This window comes from Rhodanobacter sp. TND4EL1 (assembly GCF_054061035.1).
Genome location: NZ_JBSSDT010000005.1, coordinates 170,297 through 192,175, shown reverse-complemented (window position 1 = coordinate 192,175; position 21,879 = coordinate 170,297). Strand labels below are relative to the sequence as shown.

The window sequence follows — 21,879 nt, the reverse complement described above, 5'->3', positions numbered from 1 at the left end:
GCAACATCGGATCAAGCGGCCGTGTCGTTGCTGGATGCCTTTCCCATCGCATCGAGCCGACTGGACAGCGCGAGCCGATCCAGGGCCACCACGTTCAAATTGAGCAACAGGCTGATCCGTTGCTGCAAAAGGTTCCGGGCCAGCACAAAGGCTCTGTAAACGGTGGCCTCATCGCCTTGCGCCTTCGCCGGATCAGGGATGCTCCAGTGCGCAGTGATCGGCGCACCCGGCCACGCGGGACAAACCTCGCCGGCCACCTGGTCACACACGGTGATCACGAAATCCATCACCGGGGCATCTGGTGTCGTGAACTCCGCCCAGCTCTTGCTGCGCAGCCCGTCGCTGGGAAGATCAACGGCCTTAAGCACGTCCAGCGTCTGGGGGTAGATGAAACCTTTGGGCTGACTTCCAGCGCTGTAGCCATAAAAGCGATCGCGGCCAAAGTGATGCACGGTCGCTTCGGCCAGAATGCTGCGCGCCGAGTTGCCGGTGCACACGAACAACACGTTGTAGTGACCTTGCATGAGGATGCTCCGATCAAGCCTGCTGTGATTCATACCAACGCTTGCTGCCGTTGACGATGCGCACCACCGACAACATCACCGGCACTTCGATCAGGACGCCGACCACGGTGGCCAGCGCGGCGCCGGAGTGCACGCCGAACAGACCCACCGCCGTGGCGACAGCCAACTCGAAGAAATTGCTGGCACCGATCAGCGCCGAGGGCCCGGCCACGCAATGGGGCACCCCGAACCGACGGTTGAGCACGTAGGCCAATCCCGAGTTGAAATACACCTGGATTAGGATCGGCACGGCCAACATGGCAATCACCGCCGGCTGGGCCAGGATCTGCTGGCCCTGGAAACCGAACAGCAGCACGAGGGTGGCCAGCAGCGCAAACAGGGAGGCCGGGCCCAGCCGTTGGAGCAGTTTCTGCAACCGCGCCTCGCCACCTCGTGAAAGCACCCAGCGGCGAAGCGCCACGCTGATGGCCACCGGCACCACGATATAGAGCAACACCGACAACAGCAGCGTGTTCCACGGCACCGTGATCGAAGAAATGCCCAGCAGCAGCGCGACGATGGGCGCGAACGCGACCACCATGATCGTGTCGTTCAAGGCGACCTGGCTCAGCGTGAAGTTCGGTTCACCGTGGCAGAGGTTGCTCCACACAAACACCATCGCCGTGCACGGTGCCGCGGCCAGCAGGATCAAACCGGCAATGTAGGAGTCGAGCTGATCGGCAGGCAGGTAGCCGGCGAAGACATGGCGGATGAATATCCATCCCAGCAGCGCCATCGAGAACGGTTTGACGGCCCAATTGATGAAGAGTGTGACGCCAATGCCTTTCCATTGCTGGCGCACGCCACCGAGCGCGCTGAAATCAATCTTCAGCAGCATCGGAATGATCATCAGCCAGATGAGCACGGCGACCGGCAGATTGACCTGAGCGACTTGCATGCCCCCCAAGGTTTCAAAGGTGTTCGGTAGCCAGTGACCCAGGACCGTGCCCGCCACGATGCACAGCAAGACCCAGACCGTGAGATAGCGTTCGAAGAAGCCTATGCGGCTGCCACTGGCCGTATCCGGACCGGCGTCGACCACTTCAGCAGACAACTGGTTCATGCGTGTTCCTCTTCGGCGTCGGTGATGGTGCCGATCTGATCAAGGGCCAACTTCAACTCGTCCCGGCTCATCGTTTCCACCGGCAGGTTCAGCAACGCGTTGACTCGATAAAGCACGAGCGTGTGGGCAAGCCGGAAGGCTTCAATCGCGGCACCTTCACCGTGGGCTGCCGCCGGATCGGGCTGGCCCCAGTGGGTCTTCACAAAATCGCCGAACAGCACCGGGCACGTCTCATTCGCTGCGTTGTCGCAGACCGTGATGACGATATCCAGCGGCGGCGCACCTTCCCCCGCGAAGCGATCCCAGGACTTGCTGCTGAGTCCTTCGGTGGGTATGCCGAGGGCCTTGAGCTCGTCGATCGCATAGGGGTTGACGCGGCCGGTCGGCTGGCTGCCCGCGCTGAAGGCTTCGAAGCGGCCTTTGCCCAAATGGTTGAGGGTCGCTTCGGACAGGATGCTGCGGGCGGAATTGCCCGTGCAGATGAACAGAACGCGGCACGGATGCATGACGGTCTCGGATTGGATTCTATATTTCCATAATGATAGAATCATTTAATCAAAGCAACAGGACCGTGTTCATGACGATTCAGGATCTGCCCCACATTGCCGCCGATGTACTGGATACCCCCAGCTTGGCCAAATTGGCGCTACCGGCAAGCTCCGGCCATCCGCCGCGCATCCTGATCCTGTATGGGTCACTGCGCCCGCAGTCGTTCAGTCGCAAGTTGGCCTTGGAGGCCGAGCGCATCCTGCGCCAGTTCGGCGCGGAAACTCGCGTGTTCGATCCGCATGAGTTGCCCATTCTGGACAGCGTGCCCAACACGCATCCCAAAGTGCAGGAGCTGCGTTCGCTGTCCTTGTGGTCGGAGGGTCAGGTCTGGGTCAGCCCGGAGCGTCATGGTTCGGTGACAGCCGTCTTCAAGAATCAGATCGACTGGCTGCCACTGGAAGAAGGCAGCGTGCGGCCGACACAAGGGCGCACCTTGGCGGTCATGCAGGTCAGCGGTGGCTCGCAGTCCTTCAACGTCGTAAACGCGTTGCGTGTGCTTGGCCGGTGGATGCGTATGGTGGTCATCCCGAACCAGTCGTCCGTCGCCAAAGCTTGGCAGGAGTTCGATGATGCGGGTCGGATGAAGCCATCGCCGTTTTACGATCGCGTCGTGGACGTCATGGAGGAACTATTCAAATTCACCCTGATGGTGCGCGATCGCAGTGATTACCTGGTCGACCGTTACAGCGAGCGCAAAGGTGCGGCTGAGGCGCAAGCTTTGTCAGTAGCGGCAGGCGTGACCGAAGTGGCTGCGCCGGCTCCGGTTGTAGTGGAGCCGGTCAAGACAAGCTGCTGCGCCAGTGGAGCCTGCTGACGATGAGTACGGTGACACCGATGACCGCCACGATCTATCACAACCCGGATTGCGGCACCTCGCGCAATACGCTGGCCCTGATCCGCTATGCCGGTATCGAGCCTACAGTGATCGAATATCTCAAGACACCACCGAGTCGCGAACAATTGATAAGGCTCATCGATGAAGCCATGCTCAAGCCACGCGAAGCCTTGCGTGAGAAAGGAACTCCTTTCGTTGATCTGGGGCTGGGCGAGGCTGGCATCACCGATGACATCATTATTAATGCCATGTTGAAATATCCAATCCTGATCAATCGTCCCTTTGTAGTCACACCACGTGGTACACGGCTTTGCAGGCCCTCGGAAGTCGTGCTCGACATCCTCCCGCCGATCACCAATCCCTTCACAAAAGAAGATGGGGAGATCGTTGTTGGTCGTGGCTAGCTGCGGGCTGTGCTGACTACGGATACCGCATGCCTCACTTCGGTGTGCAGCGCGTCAACTTGCTACCTTTCTTCCCCAGTAAAGATCAGCGCTGAAGGAACCCCACAGTGACCGATGCAATTCTTGATCGGCTTGTGTCCGGTTCAGTGCGTGTGCCGCTGTTGGGTGAGCCGATGTGAAAACGGATGAAGAACAAGTTCGACCAATAGGGAGTGGCGGTGCACCTTCCAGCATCCACTCGTCAACACCTCTTCATGGCAACTGTTCTCTGAATGAATGAGGGGTGGGCGGCACCACGGCATTACGGGTGGTGGGTTTGAACATTACGAGCGGCGGGTTTGGAGCAATACGGGATTGAGGTTTGATGCTTTACGGGTGGCTGGTTTCGAACATAACGGGTGGCTGATTTTCGACATAGAATGCACTCAGGCTCGCCTTCGCGAATTTCGCGCCCGTTGACCTTGTGCTTCCTGACGTTCTCGTAGAAGCAGTGTATGAGTGCTTCCTCATGCCCTTTGTGGGGTTCGGGGGTTGTGAGTGGGGTATGCTCTACGCAGGGGACAGGGCTGTTGCCGTTGTCGAAGATGCTATTCGCCACGTCTCTTTACACGATAAGGGGACATGCATGGATCAAGCGACAGTACACATTCACCTATTCAAGGTGGGCAACACGACGGCTAATGGTCGTTCCTTGGAAGCGATGATCGACGCGATAGAACTCGATCCACTCCAAGATCGGATACGAACTGTCGGAGCCACCGGGGTTCGCCTCGACGTCATCGAAAAGTTGTCGGCCGACGGCAAGACGCCGAGACTATGGCTACTCGATTTCACCCGTCTTCGCGATACGCATGGCCCTGGCAAAGCGAAGCGCAACACTTTGGTCGAAGATCTGGACATCGCCGCCGACGAGTTCTTCGGCGAGGAGTCTGCCGCCCTTTATGTACCTGACCACGGCTGCCTACTGGTGCAGTACAACCACTTCGGTGTGCGGCCGAAGGCGATGGAGACCTTCTTCTCTGAGTACCTTGAGGGTGAGGTCAACGTCTACGAGTTCAACGTCGTCCTGGACGCCGATGCCGAGCAGCGATTTAAGAATCAGAAATACTTGAAGCGTTTCGAAATCGGTGTAGATGTCACGCAGCTTTCGGCTGATGACCGGAAAAACGGTAATGCCCTCGGTGCCATGGCCGATGCCGCCGCCGAACTCGATGCAACGCGCATGAAGCTCGTGATCTCGGTGGGTCATGATCGGGAACGTAATCTCAAAGGTGCCAAGAAATTGCTTCGATGGCTGCAAGGGAACGGTTCCGTCATCTCTGCCGTGGTCGCAGGCCGTGAGACCCCGGACGGGCAAGTTGAAGTGGTGGATTTGATCAACGAGAAACTTGTTTGCTCCGAAAACATCAAACCTGGCGAGGGCCGACGACTGGCCGTCGAGGATCGATTCAAGGCGCTTCGTAGGGCATATGGCAAATGGGCCGCACGCATCAAAAATGGCTGACCCCTCTGCGTCGCGAGCAACTGGCACCTTGGGTGCTGGCTGTGACGTCGGCATTCGCGGTCGCGCTGTTCGAACGTCGCGGATGGATTGCAATGCCACGCACTGACGCAAGCGCGTTCTTCTCCGCAGTGTTGTCGCTCGGCGGCGTGTTCACCGGTTTCATGGCCACGCTTAACACCCTGCTGTATGGCATGAGCGACCAAACCTACGGGCGATTGAAGGACAGCGGCTACTTCCAGGATCTACGCCGCTACCTTGCTGAGGCACTGGGTGGTAGCTTTGCCATGTGCTTGGTGGCGATCGCGGCGTTCTATTCACCCAATGCCATGTGGGCTCGCGTCGCATTGATTGGTGTCACGACGTTTTCGATCGCCAGCATCTATCGCGTGACCCGAATTGGGACGTCCTTGCTGTCGATCCAGCGCAAGTAGTACTTCTTGTTTGTAAGCCGCCTCTGGCTCCGAGAACTCGGATGCTTGGTGCCGTTACCGATGTGGTCCACCTGGAGCTTGACCCAACCGGAGTGGCCTGTCGGACACGATGTCATTGTCGGCTCTAGATCGCAGTCACTGTCGTCACGCCCCCAAGTCATCCAGGTCGATGGACCGCCCGTGGCGGAGCAGCTCGTAGATCAGGTCGGTCAGCGCCGCCATACCCTGCCGGTCGGCCTTGAGCACCTGAGTGGCGAGCTTCTGGTGCGAACCCATCGCTCGCACCACCGCCTGTTGCACGGCACCGGGCAGGTTGCCCTTGAGCGCCTGCTCGCGGTTGTTGTTCTCCACCTGCGCTGCGACGACCGCACTCTCCTTGGTAATTGAGGCAATGTGGTTCACGAACGCCGCCTGGTCGCGCAGAGGCGTGGCATCGCCGAACAGAAGGTTGAGCCGCTCAATGAGTTCCTTGAGATAGAGCTGGTCATCCCGTCCTGTGCCGCCGCCGGGGCCGATCGGCTTGAGCACGGGCGTATCCTCGTCCATCGTCGTCTCGCCCGGGCGCAGTTTGATATCGAAGCCGGACAGCAACAGTCCGCGCAAATCCACTTGATCCGGCGGCACGCCATCCAGCCGGTTCTGCAGCAGCTTGGCGAACGCGGCGAAATTTTCCAGCTCCGCATCCCCCAGGTCGAGCAACTGGGCGATGTAACCGTAGGTGCGCACGAAACGGCCCAAGCCGCTCTTGAAGGCGGTGACGGCAGCGAGTTGCTCGGCACACGCCTGCCGCTGGTGTTCGGCGGATTTCATGGCCGACTCGTCGCCTCGGGCGCGTGCCTTCTCGTAGGCCTGCTCCCAGTTGGCCAGCGTCTCGCGCATGGCCTTCACGTTTTCGTTGTAGCGGCGGGTGGGACGCTCGGTGGCCGCAAACAACGCCTTGTGCTGCAGGGCCTTCGCCTGCGTGATGTCGCGGATGGTCTTGAAGCGCGCCTGCTTGAAGGCTTCCAGATCGTCGGCCTCGTAGAATCCGGGCCGGTCGAGTTGCGCCTTGATCTCGTAGACCACGTTGGGATCTTGCACCTCCTCGATCACCGCGCCGGCGTCGTATTTGGCGAAGGCTGCACGCACCGCCACCGGGTCGTTGATGAAGTCGACCACGAAGGTTCGGTCCTTGCCCGGGGCCTTGCGGTTGAGCCGCGACAGCGTCTGCACGATCTCCACATCGTTGGCGATCTTCTTGTCGATGTACATCGCCACCAGCCTGGGCTGGTCGAAACCGGTCTGGAACTTGTCGGCCACCAGCATCACGCGGTACGCGTCTTGCTCGAACGCCTTGGCGAGGTCGCCGGTCACCCCGGGATTCATGGTGGCCTCGGAGAAATCCTCCTGTTCGTCCACCACGAACACATCACCCTTGAGGCGTTCGTCCTCGGCGTGCATCACCTGCTTGCCGGTGAGCTTGCCGGAGAACGCCACCAGTGAGCGGATACCCGCGTACTGCGGGTGTTTGGAGATGTAGCCGTCAAAGCCCTTCTTGTAGCGCACCGCCGCGGCGCGCGAGCTGGTCACCACCATCGCCTTGGCCTTGCCGTCCAGCAGCGGTGCCACCTGGGCGCTGAAGTGCTCCAGGATGAACTGCACCTTCTGGGTCACATTGGTGGGGTGCAGCGCCATCCACTGGGCCAGTGCCCGTTTGGCCGCCTTGCCGCTGACACGCTTGGCGTCCTCCATCCGCTTGGCCAGGTTGAAAGCGGTCTTGTACGGCACATAGCCCTGCAGCACGTCGAGGATGAACTCCTCCTCGATGGCCTGGCGCATCGGGTACTTGTGGAAGGCTTGTGGCAGGTCATCCTTGCTCGGCTTGCCGCCGTCCTGGGTGCGCCCGAACAGCATGAAGGTGGAGTGCTTGGGCGTGGCCGTGAAAGCAAAGTGGCTGAGGTTCTTCGGCCGCACGCGCGACTTCTGCAACTGCTCCAGCAGCTCCTCCACGCTCATGCCGGCCATATCGCCACGGCTGCCCAGCGACAGCGCCGCCTGCAGCTTGCTGGCGTTGCTGCCGGTCTGCGAGGCATGGGCCTCGTCGATGATCACGGCGAAGTGCTTGTCCCGCAGCTTGGGCTCGGTGACGATGGCCTCCATCGCGTAGGGAAAGGTCTGGATCGTCACCACGATGATCGGCGTGCCGGCAATCAGCGCCTCGGCGAGTTGCTTGCTCTTGGATTTGGACGACTTCTGCCGGTCGATGGCGGCGATCACCCCGAACTGGTGGTCGATCTGCTTCACCGCATCCTGCAACTGGCTGTCCAGCACGGTACGGTCGGTGACAATCACCACGCTGTCGAAGATCGCCTCGCCGTCGTCGCGCCGCAGCTTGATCAGGTCGTGTGCCGTCCAGGCGATGGTACTGGTTTTGCCCGAGCCCGCGCTGTGCTCGCACAGGTACGGCAGGCCGGCACCGTTGACCTTGGCGTCGGCGATCATCGCGTTCACCGCGTCCCACTGGTGGAAGCGCGGAAAGATCAGGGTTTCCTTCTTCGACCACTGTCCGTACAGGTCGCAGACGTCCTTCTTCTCCACGTAGACGAAGCTGTGGAAGATACGCAGCCAGGCGTCGCGCTGGCATACCCGCTCCCAGAAATACGCCACCGGGTATTCGCCATCCGTGCGCGGCGGGTTGCCCGCGTGGCCATCGTGGCCGAGGTTGAACGGCAGGAAATAGCTGTTCTCGCCATCTAGCTTGGTGGCCATGCGGATGTCCGAATCGGACATGGCAAAGTGCACCACCGCGCCGCGCTTGAACGTCAGCAGCGGTTCGCGGCGCTTGGTCCTGGCGTCGAACGGCAGTCGGTCGATTTTGTACTGCTCCACCGCCGCGTCGGACGACTGGGTGAAGTCGGTCTTCACCTCCACCGTCGCCACCGGCAGGCCGTTGATGAAGAACACCAGGTCGATCGCCAGCTCGCGTGCCGGGTGATATTTCAACTGCGGCACCACGCGCAGGATGTTGGCCGCGTAGCGCTTCAGCACCTCGGCATTGCGCTGGTCTTCCGGCGCGGCCTCGGAGAGATCGAGGTGGCCGCAGCCGGCGATAGCGAAACCGCGGCGCAACACCTGCACGGTGCCGTCCTTTTCCAGCACCTTGGTCAGCCGATCCATCAGCGCGCCGCGCGGGTCGGCGGCGTAGTCCTTGCACAGCTTCGCCCACTTCTCAGGCTGGGTCGCCTCCAGCCAGGCGACCAGGTCATCCGGATACAGTGCGTGCTCGGTGTCGTAGTGCTTCGTGTCGCCTACTAGCCAGCCCTGCTTGCGGAGCTGGTCGACGATATAGGCCTCGAAATACTTTTCCCGATGCGCGGTGTCGCCGTTCATGCGGTTTCCTTGCGTAGGTCGATCTGGCCGGTGACGGCGGCGGTGATCAGGGCGGCACGGCGTTCTTTGAGGAGGGTGATGCTGTGTTCGGTCTTGGCCGTGAGTGAGTCGATGCGCGTCGTTGCGACCGTGATCGCAGACAAGATGGTCTCTTGCTCCGCAACCGAAGGGATACACACTTTCAAGTCGCGGAAATACTCCCAATACAGTCGCATCCGAAAATCAGCGATACCGCGTGAGTAGCGGCGCATCTCTTCCACGGCCATCGGCGTGCGTAGCACCTGCTCGACATAGGCTGAGTTGATGTCGCCACAGGGTTCTGCGACGACGTAGGCAGGACTGACCAAACCCTCCACTTGCACCGCCCCGAACGCGCCTTGCCAAGCACGCATCATGTTGTAAGCAAGATCGTTGGGCTTCACCCGCTTGTACTTGGTGCGATCTTCGATCTGGTACACCTGCCGCTCGCGGTCTTCCGGTGCAAGCTCTTCGTCGCTGATGCCATCGTGGATCGAAATCGAAAGTACCGGTAACTGCGGATCGCCCGGACGGATTGCTTCCCGGTACAACGTAGCCAAGCGCTCGACGCGCCAATGCCCAGGCACCTCGCCGATCCACTCCACACCGGAATCCTTCATCTTCACCGTCGGTTCGAGACCCTTGGTGACGGCGCGGGTGATCAGCGCCTGGCGCTTTTCCTTGAGCAGCTTGATGAAGTGCACCTTTTTTGCGATCAGCGCGTCGATGCGGGCGGTCTCACTGTCGAGCATGGCGGCAATCGTGTGTTGCTCAGACCTCTCGGGAAATGCAACATCAATCAGATGCACGTCATTGCGGTCGATGCCTGGGATGGCTGACTTCGTGGAGTACAGAATGAACAGGTCAGAGAGGCTCTGCAGCAAGTACCAGATGTACCGTGGCTCGTTCTTGTGGAACTCGACAGAGAAGAGCGCAGTGTTGAGCGGCCAATAATCCTCTTCGACAAAGGTGAACTGACCGATGGAGCCATAACGTCCGGTCACGACACCGGGTGCCCGAGCCATCGCAATGTCGTGAGTGCCGATGACGCCGGCAGAGGACACCACCGGCACGTTGCCCGTGCGCCGGTCAGTGTCGGGGAGATCGTGCCCACGCTGAAGTACAACCGCCCGCTTCAGAGAGGTTATTTGCCAATGCTCCGGCACCTCCCCAAGCCACTCGACCCCGGAATCCTTGTACGCCGGATAGCGCCGGTAGTGGCTCATAGCGCAGTCTCATCCGTATCGGTAGCCCGGTAGGCCTGCAGCGGATGGTTGGGTTGATCCGGTCGGGTATAGGCGAGCACACCGGCATTGACCAGCGGACGCAGGTACTGCGTGCCGAGGTAGTCGGCGTTGCGGTCAAACAGCTCAGCCAGCTCCGAAGCCTGCCAGGGCCGATGTCGACACAAGGCCACCAAGGCCTCGCGCACCTTGTCGGGTGAAGCACGCTGACCCAGGCCAGCTACCAATTGCTGCAACGGGGCAGGTAGCGCCTGCCAAAGGGGGTTGCTGGACAAGGCCTGCGGGTTGCTAGACAAGGATGGAGGGTTGCTAGACAAGGGCCCGAGGTTGCTAGGCAAGGGAGACGCAGCTTCAGATCCCGTTTCGTCCCCCGCCAGCAGCCATGAGGTCGGTTCATAGTAGGTCGCCGAACCGCGCCCCTTCTGCTCCAGCAACCCGGCATCGCGCAGCCGGCGAAGAGATTGGCTCGCTCCGATGGTGTCCACGCGGTTGAGTTCGCGGTACATGGCGTTGTCGATGGCACCTTGCTCGCGCACCGCCACCAGCGCGCGCGCTTCCTCATCCGACAGGTGCAGGTCGCGGAAACGGCTGAGCCACTGGATGGCTTCCTCGCTGAGGAAGTGCTGGAAGTAGTAGCGCGCGACGAAGCTGTCGTTGCTGCGCAGGGATTCGAACAGCGGCGGTTCCAGCCCCGCGTCCACCATCATCTCGCGCATGACGCGGATGCCGCTGCCCTTGGTTTCCGCGAAACGCGTGTCCAGCAACACGGCGGCGATGCGGGGATTGCGTGGCACGGAACCCGGCTCGCCCAGATGCTCGGGCGATTTGAGCGAATGTCCGGGATTGTGGATTTCGATGCGGTTCGAATAGCGGATGATCTGCACCGGGCTGTGCGACCGGTAGCTGCGGTGCATGACGGCGTTGACAATGCCTTCGCGCAGGACGCGCTGCGGGATCAGCGGTTTGTCGGTGCGCTGTGCTTCCCCTTCGGCCAAGCCGAACGCCTTGGGCAGGTCGTCGAGCACCGCCGACAACGCGCGGCGAATGGCGCGGAACAGGTAGTCGCGAATTTCCACAGAGTCGAAACGCCGCTCCGGATCGGGTATCCATTCCTTGCCGGGCACGCGGATATAGTCGATCCGGGTCATGGGATACAGGCGGCGCAAGGCCTGCGGTTTGCCGAATAGCATCATCCCGGCCACGGTAGGGTGCTGGTCGCCGGCAAGGCGACGGGTGCAGCCGATGGATTCGAGCAACTCGTCGTCGCTCCAGCGCAGTTCCTCGGCGTCGGCATTGGCCTCGGCGCGGGTGCGGCGGTAGTCGGCAATGGCTTCGGGGGAAAAATCCTCCGGCACCGCGTCCGGCACGGCGATGCCGTCGTAGCTTTCGATCTGCCGACCTTGGTACAGCGCAAGCAGGTCGTCTTCCGTGCATTGCTGGTCGGTGCTGCCGATGCGCCGGTAGGCACCGCGCGGCAGGTTGCGGCTTTTCAGAAAGATGGGTTTGTCGGCGGGCGGTGCCTCTGGCACCGTGACCACCAGAACCACCTTGTCGCCAAGCGATTCGTTCGCGATCTGCACGCGCACCGGCACGTTGAACTGTTCGCGGCATTGCGTTGCCAGATCGGCGCTGAGCTTGTCCGGATGCGCAACGCCCTCCACGGTATAGGCCGAGAACAGGTCGGTTTCGTCGCGCACAACGCCGAGTACCAGGGTGCCGCCCTGCAGGCCGGGTTCGTTGGCGAACGCGCAGATGGTTTCCAATACGGCCGGCCCGATTTCACTTCCGCGCTTGGCTTCCAGGCGCTCGTTCTCGTCGAGCGTGTTCAGCATCAGGAGGTAATCGGCGGCACTCATTCAGTCACCTCGCCTAGCAACACCGCAATCTCCGCTTCCACCTGCTTCAGGTCGGCGTCGATGTCTTCCAGCCGGCGCGGCGGCAGGTACTGATAGAAGTAGCGATTGAAGTTGATCTCGTAGCCGACGCGGCCAATTTCGCCATCCTGCTCGTCGCGGAAGCCATCGTCGATCCAGGCATCGGGCCCGTGCGGCAGCACCTCGCGGGTGAAGTAGTCCTCGATGCTTTCGGCGAGCGGCACGTTCTCGTAGTCGGTCAGCTCGCTGTCGGCGACGGACTGGCCGTCGGCATCCTGCGCGGGCTCGCCTTCCGGGTCGCGCAGGCCGAAGGCTTTGAGCATCGCCTTGAGCAGCGTCTTGCTGACCTTGCCGATGGCGGGGTGCCCTTCGACGGCTTCCATCACCAGGGTTTCCAGCCAGTCGAACGACTTGCTGTCGCCGTGGTGGGGTTGCAACGCGGCTTCCCACGCTTCCTGCTGGGCGACAGTCAGCTTGCCCCACGCCTTGTCCTGGCGAAGCCTGGCCAGCGTCTCGCTATTGATGTGCAGGCGCATGCGCAACGGCCGCAGCACCCGGATGCGGCGGTAGCCGAAGGTGCGGTAGTCCAGCATGCGACTCAGCTCGCCGGTTTCGGCGGCCGCGTAGATGTCCGCAATTTGGCGAATCTGTTCGTCGCTGAGCTTGCGCCGCTTGTTGCCCTCGTTCTTGATCGACGTCCACAGGCTGGTGGCGTTGATCAGCTGCACCTTGTGTTTGCGCGTCTTGGGCTTTTTGTTGGACAGGATCCACAGATAGGTGCCGATGCCGGTGCGGAAGAAAATCTCCGTCGGCAGCGCCACGATGGCCTCGACCAAGTCGTGTTCCAGCAGCCAGCGGCGGATCTCCGACTCGCCCGAGCCGGCACCGCCGTTGAACAGTGGCGAGCCGGACAGCACGATCGCCGCACGGCCACCACCTTTCTCCACTCGCTCCAGCTTGCTGGCCAGGTGCAACAGGAACAGCATCGAGCCGTCGTTGATGCGTGGCAGGCCTGGCCCGAAGCGGCCGGCATGGCCGCGCTCCTTGTGCTCGGTCTCGACCGCTTTCTGGTCTTTCTCCCACTTCTTGCCGAACGGCGGATTGGCGAGTCCGTAGTGAAAGCGCTCACCGGCGAACTGGTCGTTGGAGAGCGTGCTGCCCAGCTTGATATTGCGCGACAGGTCGCGTCCCGGGTCGGTAGGCAGGGTACGCAGCAGCATGCCGGTGAGGCAGACCGCGTGCGTCTCGGGCTCCAGTTCCTGGCCATGCGGCACCAGCACCGGTGGCACCTTGTAGCGGCTGCCGTAGTCCGCCATGTGGTTCATCGCGTCGGACAGGAAGCCGCCGGTGCCGCAGGCAGGGTCGTACAGGGTGCGGATCAGGCCGGGCTGCGCCTCGAACAGCGCGTCGTCCGGGTCGAGCAGCAAGGTGGTGGCCAGGTGCACCACGTCGCGCGGGGTCATGAAGTCTTCCGCGCCTTCGTTCACCGCGGCGCCGAAGCGCCGGATCAAGTGCTCGTACAGGTTGCTCATCACCCGGTCGGGCACGACGTTCGGGTGCAGGTCGATGCCAGCGAAGTTCTGGCAGATCTTGTACAGCAGCCCCGCCTTGTCCAGACGCACCACCGTGTTGGTGAAGTCGAACTGCTCGAAGATGGCGCGCGCGTTGGCCGAGAACCGCGCTACATAATCCTGCAGGTTCTGCCGGGTCTTGGTGCTGCCCAGCGTGGCCAGGGTGTAGCTGGAGGTGTTGTAGAACGGGTAGCCGGTGACCTGGCGCTGGATCAGATCCACATCGATGCCGCTGCCCTGGTATTCGCCGCTGGCCTCCGCCACCTTGCGCCGCGTGGGCTCCAGCACGCACTCCAGGCGACGCAGCAGGGTGAACGGCAGAATGACCTTGCCGAAATCCGTGTGCTTGAAGTCGCCCCACAGATCCTCGGCGTTCTTCCAGATGAAATCCGCCAGCGACGCCGCCGACCCGCTCCACTCCGCCATCCGACTCTCCAACCCACCGGCAAAGCTTGGAGCATAGCGAGTGCACCCAGTGGGTCAAGGAAAGCTGCGACCCCAATACCCCGAAACTCGATTCGAAACGGGGGGTTTTTGCCCGCGCGAATTGATTGCGGACGGCTAGCCTTTCTCCCCACAACTACAGCAAGGAGCTACCAATGACCCACGAACACAACGACCCGCGCGCTGTTGCGGCGATGCTCTACGCCGACACCCTGGCGTTGCGAGAGATGTTTGTCTCGATGGCTCAGGCCCTGTGCGACGAATACCTGAGCCAGCGCGCCGAACTCCAGCAGCGGAGTATCCAGGCCACCGCCCGTCACGTAGGCGTGGAGACCAAGTTGGCTAGGCACTATGCCCCTCTGCTGCTCCGCACGCGCAAGCACAAGGGGTCCAACGAGCTGTATTGGTGCAAGGTCAATCATGGCCGGTATCGGTTCGGCTTGGAACCGCGCCGAACCCATCTGCGCTACTTGGCGCGCGGCAAGCGACTGGATCTGTCCTATTCGCTGCCCAGCCTGCTCAAGCATGCGCGGGCGTGGGAGCTGGATCTCGTCATCGACATCGAGACCCGTGCGGCCCGCTTGCGCCGATCGTTTCGCGAAATTTCGAAAATAGCGGCGCTCCTGCACACCTTGCAGCGGCTGGCGGACTCACCGTCGAGATCCGCCGCTTCGGGAGGAAACCGCTCACCTGCCGCTGCCCAGCCGGACGAGGCATCGCCCCCGGGCATCATGCCGACACCACCGCCGCTTCGTCAGTCGCGTGGCGACGCAGGCGTATAGCGCCCTGAATGTGCTTCGACCAGCGGTTTGAGTTATCGGGCTTATCAGTGACACGCATCGACCGATCGAGCTACGGGGCATCAATCGCCGCCCATGGCGCGATAGCAAAACTCGACGGAATTTTTCCTCGCTGACCAACAACGTAGCCTCAAGGACGGGCGGAAATGCCATGGATCAGACCTACATCCTCGCTGCAATGACCCTTTGGATGCCGGAGGTGGCACATGGCTAAGTCATCCCCGGCTACCCATGTCCACTATCACCGACCGGATACACCCGAGCCCTACGTGATTGCTCCCGTTGCGATGGTCGAGTACGACCCGGAGCGGCCTCTCTCGCCTGCCGCGCGGCTGGTCCGCATCTTCCTGCGGGCGCTGGCTGCCCGCCCGCGGTGGACGATCTACATCGCCCACGTGCAACGGGCGATGCACATCACCGAAGCCAAGTGGGTCAGTGTGCGCAGGGAGCTGGAGGCACAGGGGTACTATCGCGCGGTCAAATTGCGAACGCCCGAGGGCAAGTGGGAGTGGCAACACCACATCTATGAAATCCCGATGGACCCGGCGAACGCGAAAACCATCCCCCCAGAAACCGGGAATGGTGGAACCATGGATGGGCAGGCCGGGGATACACGTAGTCCTACTCCACGTATTACTACTTCACGCAGCAGCATCGCACGCGAGCGCGAACCTGCTCCGCCTGCTGCTGCGGGCATGCAGAAATCCAAGGTCAAACGAGTCCTCCACGGAATGGTGTGCTGGTGCGCGGATGAAGTGGCAGATGCCGAGCGGATCGCTGCCACGTACGAACCTGAGGATGTCGCTGCAGCGGTAGCTCAGCTACTCGCGGGCAAGTCGTACCCGGGCCAGGTCGAAGCCGCCATCCAAAGCAACATCAAGGCGCGCAAGGATTTAGGGGCCGCGAACCGCGGTCATCGTGGCACCAGCATGAAGGATCCCATCGAGACTCCGCTGCAAAGCGAAATGCGCTACATCGAGCAAATGCACAGGTATGGACGCTTCACCGACGACGAGCGCGATCGGGAGCGGGCCAAAGCGATCGCCAAGCACGGAAGTCGGAACAAGGATGGCTCCCCATGAGGCAGATCCGTACAAGGACAACCGGGAACGAAGCAGGGAAGGTCGGTCGCGAGCAGTCTGTCTGGCTCACTCCCGATGAAGTGGCCGAGCTGACCGAATGTAGCCGCCGAAGCACGCAATGCTTGCGGCTGGCGAAGATGGGTATTCCCTTCCGTGAAAATTTCGCGGGACGACCATTGGTGGAACGATCCGCTGTGCTTCGCCATCGCGAACGGTCCGAGCGAGCGCGCGACCAGCCGAACTGGAACGCCATGGGTGCCGTCTGATGGGTCGTAAACGTCAGTGCCAAACGCACCTTCCGCAGCATCTCATGATGAGGAAGGGGTCGTACTACTACCTTGCGCGCATCGATGGGCGGCAAGTCTGGAAACCGCTGGGCAAGGATTACGGTGAAGCCCTGCAGCAGTGGGCGCAACTGGAAGGAAAGAAGAATCGCCCCACTCTGACCGTGGCAGACGCCATTGCACACTACCTGGATGATCGCGCGGATCGACTATCGGCAAAGACGTTGGTCGACTACCGTCGCCAGGCAGTCACGTTGGGCGCGGTGTTCGGTGCGATGCGGTTGGAGGATGTCACGCAGGCACAGGTCTACACCTACCTGCGCAGGCGCGGCAATGTTGCCGGCAACCGCGAGCGCGACTTGCTGCGCGCTGTTTACACCTTCGCGGCAAACATCGGCTATCGCGGCAGCAATCCGGCCAGCGGCATGCGGGTGCGCAATACCGAAGCGCCGCGCCGTCGATACGTGACCGATGAAGAAATGGCCGCCCTGATACTGGCCGCGGGGCCGCCCTTCGACCTGTTGATACGATTCATCTACCTCACTGGCATGCGCGTTGGCGACGCGATCACACTGCTGCTCACGGCAGCCAGCGACGGCGGCATCTCCTGGGAGGAAGGCAAGACAAAGAAGCCACGCTTCGTGGAGTGGAGCGAGGAGTTGCGCACGGTATGGGATGCGGCCGCAGGCTCACGCACAGGTACTCAGGCGCTGTTCCGCGGACGGCGCGGCCCGTACACCCTGGACGGCGCAGAATCGACATGGGCGCGCATCCGGACGCGCTCGGGCGTAGCTAACGTCACGATGCACGATCTGCGCCGCAAGGCCGGCTCAGACCTTCCTCTTGGCCATGCCCAGGCGCTGCTGGGCCACAACGACGCGCGTGTCACGCAGCGGCACTATCACGTGCTCGCCGACCCGGTGAAGCCGGTCCGGTAGTCGATCCACTTTGACGACCATTGACACGCAGGAATGCGGGTTGCGAGGGCATCAAAAATCGGAATAGTGGAACTCGCCGAATGCTTGATTCTGGTGTAGATTCGCGGGCTTGCGCCGGCTCGGTCGCCTGATTTGTAATCAGTAGGTCCCGGGTTCGACTCCTGGTGCCGGCACCAATCAGCAAACGACAAGGGCTGCTCCTCGGGCGGCCCTTGTCGTTTCCGGCCACCGGCTTCCGCCGAGTCGTGTCGAGAAAGCTTGCTGCTGACTTAACCTGCACGACGGCTCGACGTCATCTTCGCGGTCTCTCCACATGTCGCCACGCAACCTCCTGCCTTTCGTATGGCGCGAGGGCCATCCATGGGGACGCTTTATGTGGTGCAGGGCTATCACGAGGTGAGCGGGGAAATGGTGTCCGACAAGCCGATCCTCCACGGGATGGAGGCGCTGGCCCGTGTTCGCGGTGAGTGCCTGGCCGCTGATTGTGAAGGCGTTCTGGTCTATGCCCAGTCTGCGGATGTTGATCGCGGCGAGTATTCGCGCCCGGTCATTCTTGCCATCTACGGAAAGGTGCCGCACCCGGAGACGGAAGGCCTGGGTTAGCGGCATGGCGCGGCTTGTGCCTGCGCCATCAAACCGAGCGCTCCAGAAAGGTCCGCTGCGGCCAGGGCTGTCTCCTTGGGTGGTGTCTTCTCGCGCGCGAAACGTTCGGTGGCATCTGTCGCCTGAAGGCCGGCAGCGCCTTGTCGATTGTTTCGATGCCTGTCAGTGCGCGGCCTGAAATTTTGCTAGGATCAAGCCACGGCTGCACAGGGGCAGTCGGGGAAAATCAAATGCAAACGCTTACTGCACATTCCGCCGTCTGGCGGGAATTGTCGCTGTTTGCAGGGATGCTTCTGGCGAAACTGTTTCCGAACACACGTCATCATTCGGCCGAGAGCGGGTCGCCAGAAGGCCGGGGGGCCGACCTGGTTTGCTGGTGTTCTTCCGCGCGATCTCGACGCGAGGACGAACTGGAACGCACGCGCCAGGCGGATCAGAGCTGATCGCCCCCCGCAGGACGTCATCCATGCCGGATACGGGTGCTATCAAACCGGTTGATCGAACGACGGTTTGATGCGGTTCGGGCATTCATGTGCTCTTTGTGGGGCTGATCGGGCGCCTTGCTGCGGCGTGCCAACGCGGCGGGCATGGACGACTTCCATACAGTCGTTCCGGTAGACTCCTGCCTGATTCGCGGTGAATTCGCGCTGCGAGAATCCCTCCCGAAGGGATGGCGGCGATACATGCGGGACGGTGGTTTCCTGCCCCGCTTTTTGCCCGCCCGACCGACATCTGCGGCCCGCGACGAATCTGGTGCGCGGCCGCCTGAAAGCATGCAGGCAAGGACGAATCATGGACAACAAAACCATTTCATTGATTGGCGTACCCACCGATATCGGGGCGGGTCATCGTGGAGCCTCGATGGGTCCGGAGGCGTTGCGCGTGGCAAATCTTGCCAGCCGTCTCGAGCGCCGTGGGCTCAAGGTGATTGATCGAGGAAATCTGCAAGGACCGCTCAATCCGTGGCTGCCACCCGAGCATGGCTATCGCCACCTGGGCGAGGTGGCGGCCTGGAATACGGCCGTCCATACGGCCGTTCATCAGGAGCTTCAGGCCGGCCGTGTGCCGATCATGCTTGGTGGCGATCATTGCCTCGCGATCGGTTCGATTTCCGCCGTGGCACGGCACTGCCGCGACGAAGGCAAACAGTTGCGCGTGCTGTGGCTGGATGCGCATACCGATTTCAACACTTCCGATGCTACCCCTACCGGGAATATTCACGGCATGCCCGTGGCCTGCCTGTGCGGTACCGGACCGGACGAGCTGACCGGCATCGGTGGAACCTCGCCGGCTACCACGCCGGATGTATTCCGCTATATCGGCATCCGTTCCGTCGATGAGGGCGAGAAGCGCATGGTGCGTGGTGCGAACATGCGCGTGCACGACATGCGTCATATCGACGAGGTCGGCATGAAGCGGGTGATGGAAGAGGTTCTCGCCGACATGGACGACAACACCCATCTGCACGTGAGCTTCGATGTCGACTTCCTCGACCCCAGCATTGCACCAGGGGTCGGTACCACGGTGCGGGGCGGTCCGAATTACCGCGAGGCGCAACTGTGCATGGAAATGATCGCCGATACCGGACGCATGGCGTCGCTGGACATCGTCGAACTCAATCCCGCCTACGACAAGCGCAACGCGACCGCCAAACTGGCGGTGGATCTGGTCGAATCCCTGTTCGGCAAATCCACGCTGATCCGCTGACACCGGTCTTGAGACATCTACCGCGCGCTGGCCGCGCGCGGCTGTGCACCACATCGACCTCGCCCCTTGGGCATCGCAGTGGTAGCGGGCGGCATTGTCTGCGCTGCGGACGCAGCCAGCCATGTTGGCCTGAGGCGCCACGACAGGACGTGCTGACACCACACGGGTCAACGCTGTAGGCAGATTCCTGCGCTTTCGCACGAAGTTGCGGTTGTCGTGATGCAAGTCAGCACAAGCCAGCGAGCTTCTGCTGTAGCATGCGCGGCCTCGACGGTCGTAAAAAGTTGCGGGCGTCGACGGGGTGGGGGTTCAAAGACGAAATGCTGCGTGTCCGCGAAGTGATCTGCGCGCTGCACGATTCATCGAACACGTCTGCATGGCGCCGAATGGCGCGTGCGTCGTTTCAGGAAGTGGAATTCACATGGATGCAGTGATGGAAGTGGCCGATCGGGCGGATATGTCACCAGACGAGCCCGTGACAGCGGACTCGATGGAAGACCAGCCGCTGCATGGCCTGGTTTTGTTGGCCCAGTTCCACGGTATTGCCGCCGATGCCGCGCAGTTGCGTCATGACGCAGGCTGCGGGTCGGAGCCTTTCGCCGAGACCGCGCTGCTGCTGGCGGCGAAAAAGCTCGGTCTCAAGGCGAAGATCACCACGCAACCCGCCGAGCGGCTTGACCGGGTAGCCTTGCCCGCGCTGGCGTTGCGGGGCGATGGCACCGCATTTGTCGTCGCGAAGGTGGATGCCGAAAAAGTCCTGATCCACGACCTCGAACTGCAGCGCCCGTGCATCCTGTCGCGTGAGGAATTCGTGGCGCGCTATCACGGCCGACTGCTGACAGTGGCCTCGCGTGCATCGATGGTCGCCGAGCTGGCCAAGTTCGATTTCAGCTGGTTCATTCCGGCGGTGGTGAAGTACCGCAAGCTGCTGCTTGAAGTGCTGCTGGTGTCGTTCTTCCTGCAGTTGTTCGCGCTGGTCACGCCGCTGTTCTTCCAGGTGGTGATGGACAAGGTGCTGGTGCACCACGCGATGACCACGCTGACGGTGATCACCATCGGCCTGGTGGTGATCACCTTGTTCAACGTGGTGCTGGCGGGGCTGCGCACTTATGTGTTCGCCCACACCACCAGCCGCATCGATGTGGAGCTGGGCGCGCGGCTGTTCCGCCACATCCTGGCCTTGCCGCTGGCCTACTTCGAGTCGCGCCGCGTCGGCGACACCATTGCCCGCGTGCGCGAGCTGGAGAACATCCGCAACTTCCTCACCGGGCAAACGCTGACCTCGGTACTGGACCTGTTGTTCACGTTCGTGTTCCTCACCGTGATGTTCTTCTACAGCGGCTGGTTGACCTTGATCGTGGTGATCTCGCTGCCGTTGTATGCGATCTGGTCGGCCGCCATCACGCCGACCCTGCGCGCGCGACTCAACGAGAAATTCGTGCGCAGTGCGGACAACCAGTCGTTTCTGGTCGAGACCATTGCCGGTATCGGCACGGTCAAGGCGCTGGCCGTGGACCCGCGCATGGTGCGCACTTGGGACAACCAGTTGGCCGGCTATGTCAGTGCCGGTTTTCGAGTCACCCATCTGGCCAACATCGGCCAGCAGGGCGTGCAACTGCTGCAGAAACTGGTCGGCGTGGCGGTGCTGTACTGGGGCGCGCAAATGGTCATCGACGGTACGTTGTCGGTCGGCCAGCTGATCGCTTTCACCATGTTGTCCGGCCAGGTATCCACGCCCATCGTGCGCCTGGCGCAGTTGTGGCAAGACTTCCAGCAAGTCGGCATTTCGATGGAGCGAATGGGCGACATCCTCAATACGCGCACCGAGGCCCGCGGCAGCCGGATGGCCTTGCCGCCGATCCAGGGCCGGATCACGTTTGAAAACCTCAGCTTCCGATATCGCCCGGATACCGCCGAAGTGCTGGCCGGGATCAACCTGGACATTCAGCCGGGTGAGGTGGTTGGCATCGTTGGGCGTTCCGGTTCCGGCAAGAGCACGCTGACCAAGCTGGTGCAGCGGCTGTACGTGCCCGAACGCGGTCGGATCCTGGTGGATGGCACGGACCTGGCACTGGCCGATCCGGCGTGGCTTCGGCGTCAGCTGGGTGTCGTGCTGCAGGAAAACTTCCTGTTCAATCGCAGTGTGCGCGAGAACATCGCGCTGATCGATCCCGGCATGCCGCTGGAGCGGGTGATCCAGGCAGCCGAACTGGCTGGTGCCCACGAGTTCATCGTGGAGCTTCCGCAAGGTTACGACACCATCGTCGGCGAACACGGCGCCAGCCTGTCCGGTGGCCAGCGCCAACGCATCGCGATCGCCCGCGCACTGGTGGCCGATCCACGCATCCTCATTTTCGACGAAGCCACCAGTGCGCTCGATTACGAGTCCGAGCGCGCGGTGATGGCCAACATGCGTTCCATCTGCCAGGGCCGCACGGTGCTGATCATTGCCCACCGCCTTTCCACCGTGCGTCACGCCAACCGCATCGTCGTCGTCGACAAGGGGCGCATCGTGGAAACCGGCGCGCCCGATGAATTGCTGAAGCGCCCCGACGGGCATTTCGCACACCTTTCCCAGCTGCAGCAGGGCTGATCC

General features: G+C 61.9%; 18 protein-coding genes. 11 read left to right on the top strand and 7 right to left on the bottom strand.

What is annotated here, in order from left to right:
• Nucleotides 1-11 precede the first annotated feature (11 nt).
• The 3 genes from ACVWWQ_RS16165 to ACVWWQ_RS16155 are packed head-to-tail and all read right to left on the bottom strand — an operon-like array spanning nucleotide 12 to nucleotide 2,132.
• Complete coding sequence (locus ACVWWQ_RS16165; protein WP_133952282.1) at nucleotides 12-524, bottom strand: arsenate reductase ArsC; 513 nt, start codon at nucleotides 522-524, stop codon at nucleotides 12-14.
• Nucleotides 525-537: 13 nt separating this feature from the next.
• A complete protein-coding gene (arsB, locus tag ACVWWQ_RS16160; protein WP_133952284.1) occupies nucleotides 538-1,626 on the bottom strand; it encodes an ACR3 family arsenite efflux transporter in 1,089 nt (362 codons plus the stop codon).
• Nucleotides 1,623-2,132, bottom strand: a complete 510-nt coding sequence (locus tag ACVWWQ_RS16155) for an arsenate reductase ArsC (protein ID WP_133952286.1) — start codon at nucleotides 2,130-2,132, stop codon at nucleotides 1,623-1,625. The genes arsB and ACVWWQ_RS16155 overlap by 4 nt, the downstream gene beginning before the upstream one ends.
• A 71-nt stretch (nucleotides 2,133-2,203) precedes the next feature.
• On the opposite strand from ACVWWQ_RS16155, the gene arsH reads away from it, so the two are divergent.
• The 4 genes from arsH (at nucleotide 2,204) to ACVWWQ_RS16135 (ending at nucleotide 5,349) form a co-directional block, all read left to right on the top strand.
• The gene (gene arsH / locus ACVWWQ_RS16150) at nucleotides 2,204-2,989 is read left to right on the top strand and encodes an arsenical resistance protein ArsH (protein ID WP_133952288.1); all 786 of its coding nucleotides are present in this window, start codon (nucleotides 2,204-2,206) and stop codon (nucleotides 2,987-2,989) included.
• Between the two features lie 20 nt (nucleotides 2,990-3,009).
• Complete coding sequence (gene arsC, locus ACVWWQ_RS16145) at nucleotides 3,010-3,414, top strand: arsenate reductase (glutaredoxin) (RefSeq protein WP_133952290.1); 405 nt, start codon at nucleotides 3,010-3,012, stop codon at nucleotides 3,412-3,414.
• A gap of 625 nt (nucleotides 3,415-4,039) precedes the next feature.
• Complete coding sequence (locus ACVWWQ_RS16140; RefSeq protein ID WP_133952292.1) at nucleotides 4,040-4,918, top strand: DUF6731 family protein; 879 nt, start codon at nucleotides 4,040-4,042, stop codon at nucleotides 4,916-4,918.
• A complete protein-coding gene (locus ACVWWQ_RS16135) occupies nucleotides 4,891-5,349 on the top strand; it encodes a hypothetical protein (protein WP_133952294.1) in 459 nt (152 codons plus the stop codon). Before ACVWWQ_RS16140 ends, ACVWWQ_RS16135 begins: the two co-directional genes overlap by 28 nt.
• Before the next feature lie 144 nt (nucleotides 5,350-5,493).
• Here the strand turns inward: ACVWWQ_RS16135 and ACVWWQ_RS16130 are convergent, their stop codons facing one another.
• The 4 genes from ACVWWQ_RS16130 to ACVWWQ_RS16115 are packed head-to-tail and all read right to left on the bottom strand — an operon-like array spanning nucleotide 5,494 to nucleotide 13,851.
• Nucleotides 5,494-8,718, bottom strand: coding sequence for a DEAD/DEAH box helicase family protein (locus ACVWWQ_RS16130; protein ID WP_133952296.1), 3,225 nt, complete (start codon nucleotides 8,716-8,718; stop codon nucleotides 5,494-5,496).
• Entirely contained in the window at nucleotides 8,715-9,962 is a 1,248-nt protein-coding gene (locus tag ACVWWQ_RS16125; protein ID WP_133952298.1) for a restriction endonuclease subunit S, read from the bottom strand. Before ACVWWQ_RS16125 ends, ACVWWQ_RS16130 begins: the two co-directional genes overlap by 4 nt.
• On the bottom strand, nucleotides 9,959-11,836 hold the full coding sequence (locus ACVWWQ_RS16120; RefSeq protein WP_133952300.1) for an ATP-binding protein: 1,878 nt from the start codon (nucleotides 11,834-11,836) through the stop codon (nucleotides 9,959-9,961). The genes ACVWWQ_RS16125 and ACVWWQ_RS16120 overlap by 4 nt, the downstream gene beginning before the upstream one ends.
• Nucleotides 11,833-13,851, bottom strand: a complete 2,019-nt coding sequence (locus tag ACVWWQ_RS16115; RefSeq protein WP_133952302.1) for an HsdM family class I SAM-dependent methyltransferase — start codon at nucleotides 13,849-13,851, stop codon at nucleotides 11,833-11,835. The genes ACVWWQ_RS16120 and ACVWWQ_RS16115 overlap by 4 nt, the downstream gene beginning before the upstream one ends.
• Before the next feature lie 173 nt (nucleotides 13,852-14,024).
• On the opposite strand from ACVWWQ_RS16115, the gene mobI reads away from it, so the two are divergent.
• The 7 genes from mobI (at nucleotide 14,025) to ACVWWQ_RS16080 (ending at nucleotide 21,876) form a co-directional block, all read left to right on the top strand.
• A complete protein-coding gene (gene mobI, locus ACVWWQ_RS16110; RefSeq protein WP_133952304.1) occupies nucleotides 14,025-14,651 on the top strand; it encodes a conjugative transfer protein MobI(A/C) in 627 nt (208 codons plus the stop codon).
• 224 nt (nucleotides 14,652-14,875) lie between these two features.
• On the top strand, nucleotides 14,876-15,751 hold the full coding sequence (locus tag ACVWWQ_RS16105) for a hypothetical protein (protein WP_133952306.1): 876 nt from the start codon (nucleotides 14,876-14,878) through the stop codon (nucleotides 15,749-15,751).
• Nucleotides 15,748-16,017, top strand: coding sequence for a DUF4224 domain-containing protein (locus tag ACVWWQ_RS16100; protein ID WP_133952308.1), 270 nt, complete (start codon nucleotides 15,748-15,750; stop codon nucleotides 16,015-16,017). Before ACVWWQ_RS16105 ends, ACVWWQ_RS16100 begins: the two co-directional genes overlap by 4 nt.
• A 47-nt stretch (nucleotides 16,018-16,064) precedes the next feature.
• Nucleotides 16,065-16,973: a tyrosine-type recombinase/integrase gene (locus ACVWWQ_RS16095; RefSeq protein WP_457383469.1), complete on the top strand. Its 909-nt coding sequence runs from the start codon at nucleotides 16,065-16,067 to the stop codon at nucleotides 16,971-16,973.
• Between the two features lie 360 nt (nucleotides 16,974-17,333).
• Nucleotides 17,334-17,576: a hypothetical protein gene (locus ACVWWQ_RS16090; protein WP_133952312.1), complete on the top strand. Its 243-nt coding sequence runs from the start codon at nucleotides 17,334-17,336 to the stop codon at nucleotides 17,574-17,576.
• Between the two features lie 792 nt (nucleotides 17,577-18,368).
• Nucleotides 18,369-19,283, top strand: coding sequence for an arginase (rocF, locus tag ACVWWQ_RS16085; RefSeq protein ID WP_133952314.1), 915 nt, complete (start codon nucleotides 18,369-18,371; stop codon nucleotides 19,281-19,283).
• 457 nt (nucleotides 19,284-19,740) lie between these two features.
• Nucleotides 19,741-21,876: a type I secretion system permease/ATPase gene (locus tag ACVWWQ_RS16080; RefSeq protein ID WP_457383490.1), complete on the top strand. Its 2,136-nt coding sequence runs from the start codon at nucleotides 19,741-19,743 to the stop codon at nucleotides 21,874-21,876.
• Nucleotides 21,877-21,879 lie beyond the last annotated feature (3 nt).

Bases quoted from the DNA above. Each gene is read 5' to 3' on its own strand.
- ACVWWQ_RS16165 (WP_133952282.1), bottom strand. From the start codon at position 524: ATGCAAGGTCACTACAACGTGTTGTTCGTGTGCACCGGCAACTCGGCG.
- arsB (WP_133952284.1), bottom strand. From the start codon at position 1,626: ATGAACCAGTTGTCTGCTGAAGTGGTCGACGCCGGTCCGGATACGGCC.
- ACVWWQ_RS16155 (WP_133952286.1), bottom strand. From the start codon at position 2,132: ATGCATCCGTGCCGCGTTCTGTTCATCTGCACGGGCAATTCCGCCCGC.
- arsH (WP_133952288.1), top strand. From the start codon at position 2,204: ATGACGATTCAGGATCTGCCCCACATTGCCGCCGATGTACTGGATACC.
- arsC (WP_133952290.1), top strand. From the start codon at position 3,010: ATGACCGCCACGATCTATCACAACCCGGATTGCGGCACCTCGCGCAAT.
- ACVWWQ_RS16140 (WP_133952292.1), top strand. From the start codon at position 4,040: ATGGATCAAGCGACAGTACACATTCACCTATTCAAGGTGGGCAACACG.
- ACVWWQ_RS16135 (WP_133952294.1), top strand. From the start codon at position 4,891: ATGGGCCGCACGCATCAAAAATGGCTGACCCCTCTGCGTCGCGAGCAA.
- ACVWWQ_RS16130 (WP_133952296.1), bottom strand. From the start codon at position 8,718: ATGAACGGCGACACCGCGCATCGGGAAAAGTATTTCGAGGCCTATATC.
- ACVWWQ_RS16125 (WP_133952298.1), bottom strand. From the start codon at position 9,962: ATGAGCCACTACCGGCGCTATCCGGCGTACAAGGATTCCGGGGTCGAG.
- ACVWWQ_RS16120 (WP_133952300.1), bottom strand. From the start codon at position 11,836: ATGAGTGCCGCCGATTACCTCCTGATGCTGAACACGCTCGACGAGAAC.
- ACVWWQ_RS16115 (WP_133952302.1), bottom strand. From the start codon at position 13,851: ATGGCGGAGTGGAGCGGGTCGGCGGCGTCGCTGGCGGATTTCATCTGG.
- mobI (WP_133952304.1), top strand. From the start codon at position 14,025: ATGACCCACGAACACAACGACCCGCGCGCTGTTGCGGCGATGCTCTAC.
- ACVWWQ_RS16105 (WP_133952306.1), top strand. From the start codon at position 14,876: ATGGCTAAGTCATCCCCGGCTACCCATGTCCACTATCACCGACCGGAT.
- ACVWWQ_RS16100 (WP_133952308.1), top strand. From the start codon at position 15,748: ATGAGGCAGATCCGTACAAGGACAACCGGGAACGAAGCAGGGAAGGTC.
- ACVWWQ_RS16095 (WP_457383469.1), top strand. From the start codon at position 16,065: ATGAGGAAGGGGTCGTACTACTACCTTGCGCGCATCGATGGGCGGCAA.
- ACVWWQ_RS16090 (WP_133952312.1), top strand. From the start codon at position 17,334: ATGGGGACGCTTTATGTGGTGCAGGGCTATCACGAGGTGAGCGGGGAA.
- rocF (WP_133952314.1), top strand. From the start codon at position 18,369: ATGGACAACAAAACCATTTCATTGATTGGCGTACCCACCGATATCGGG.
- ACVWWQ_RS16080 (WP_457383490.1), top strand. From the start codon at position 19,741: ATGTCACCAGACGAGCCCGTGACAGCGGACTCGATGGAAGACCAGCCG.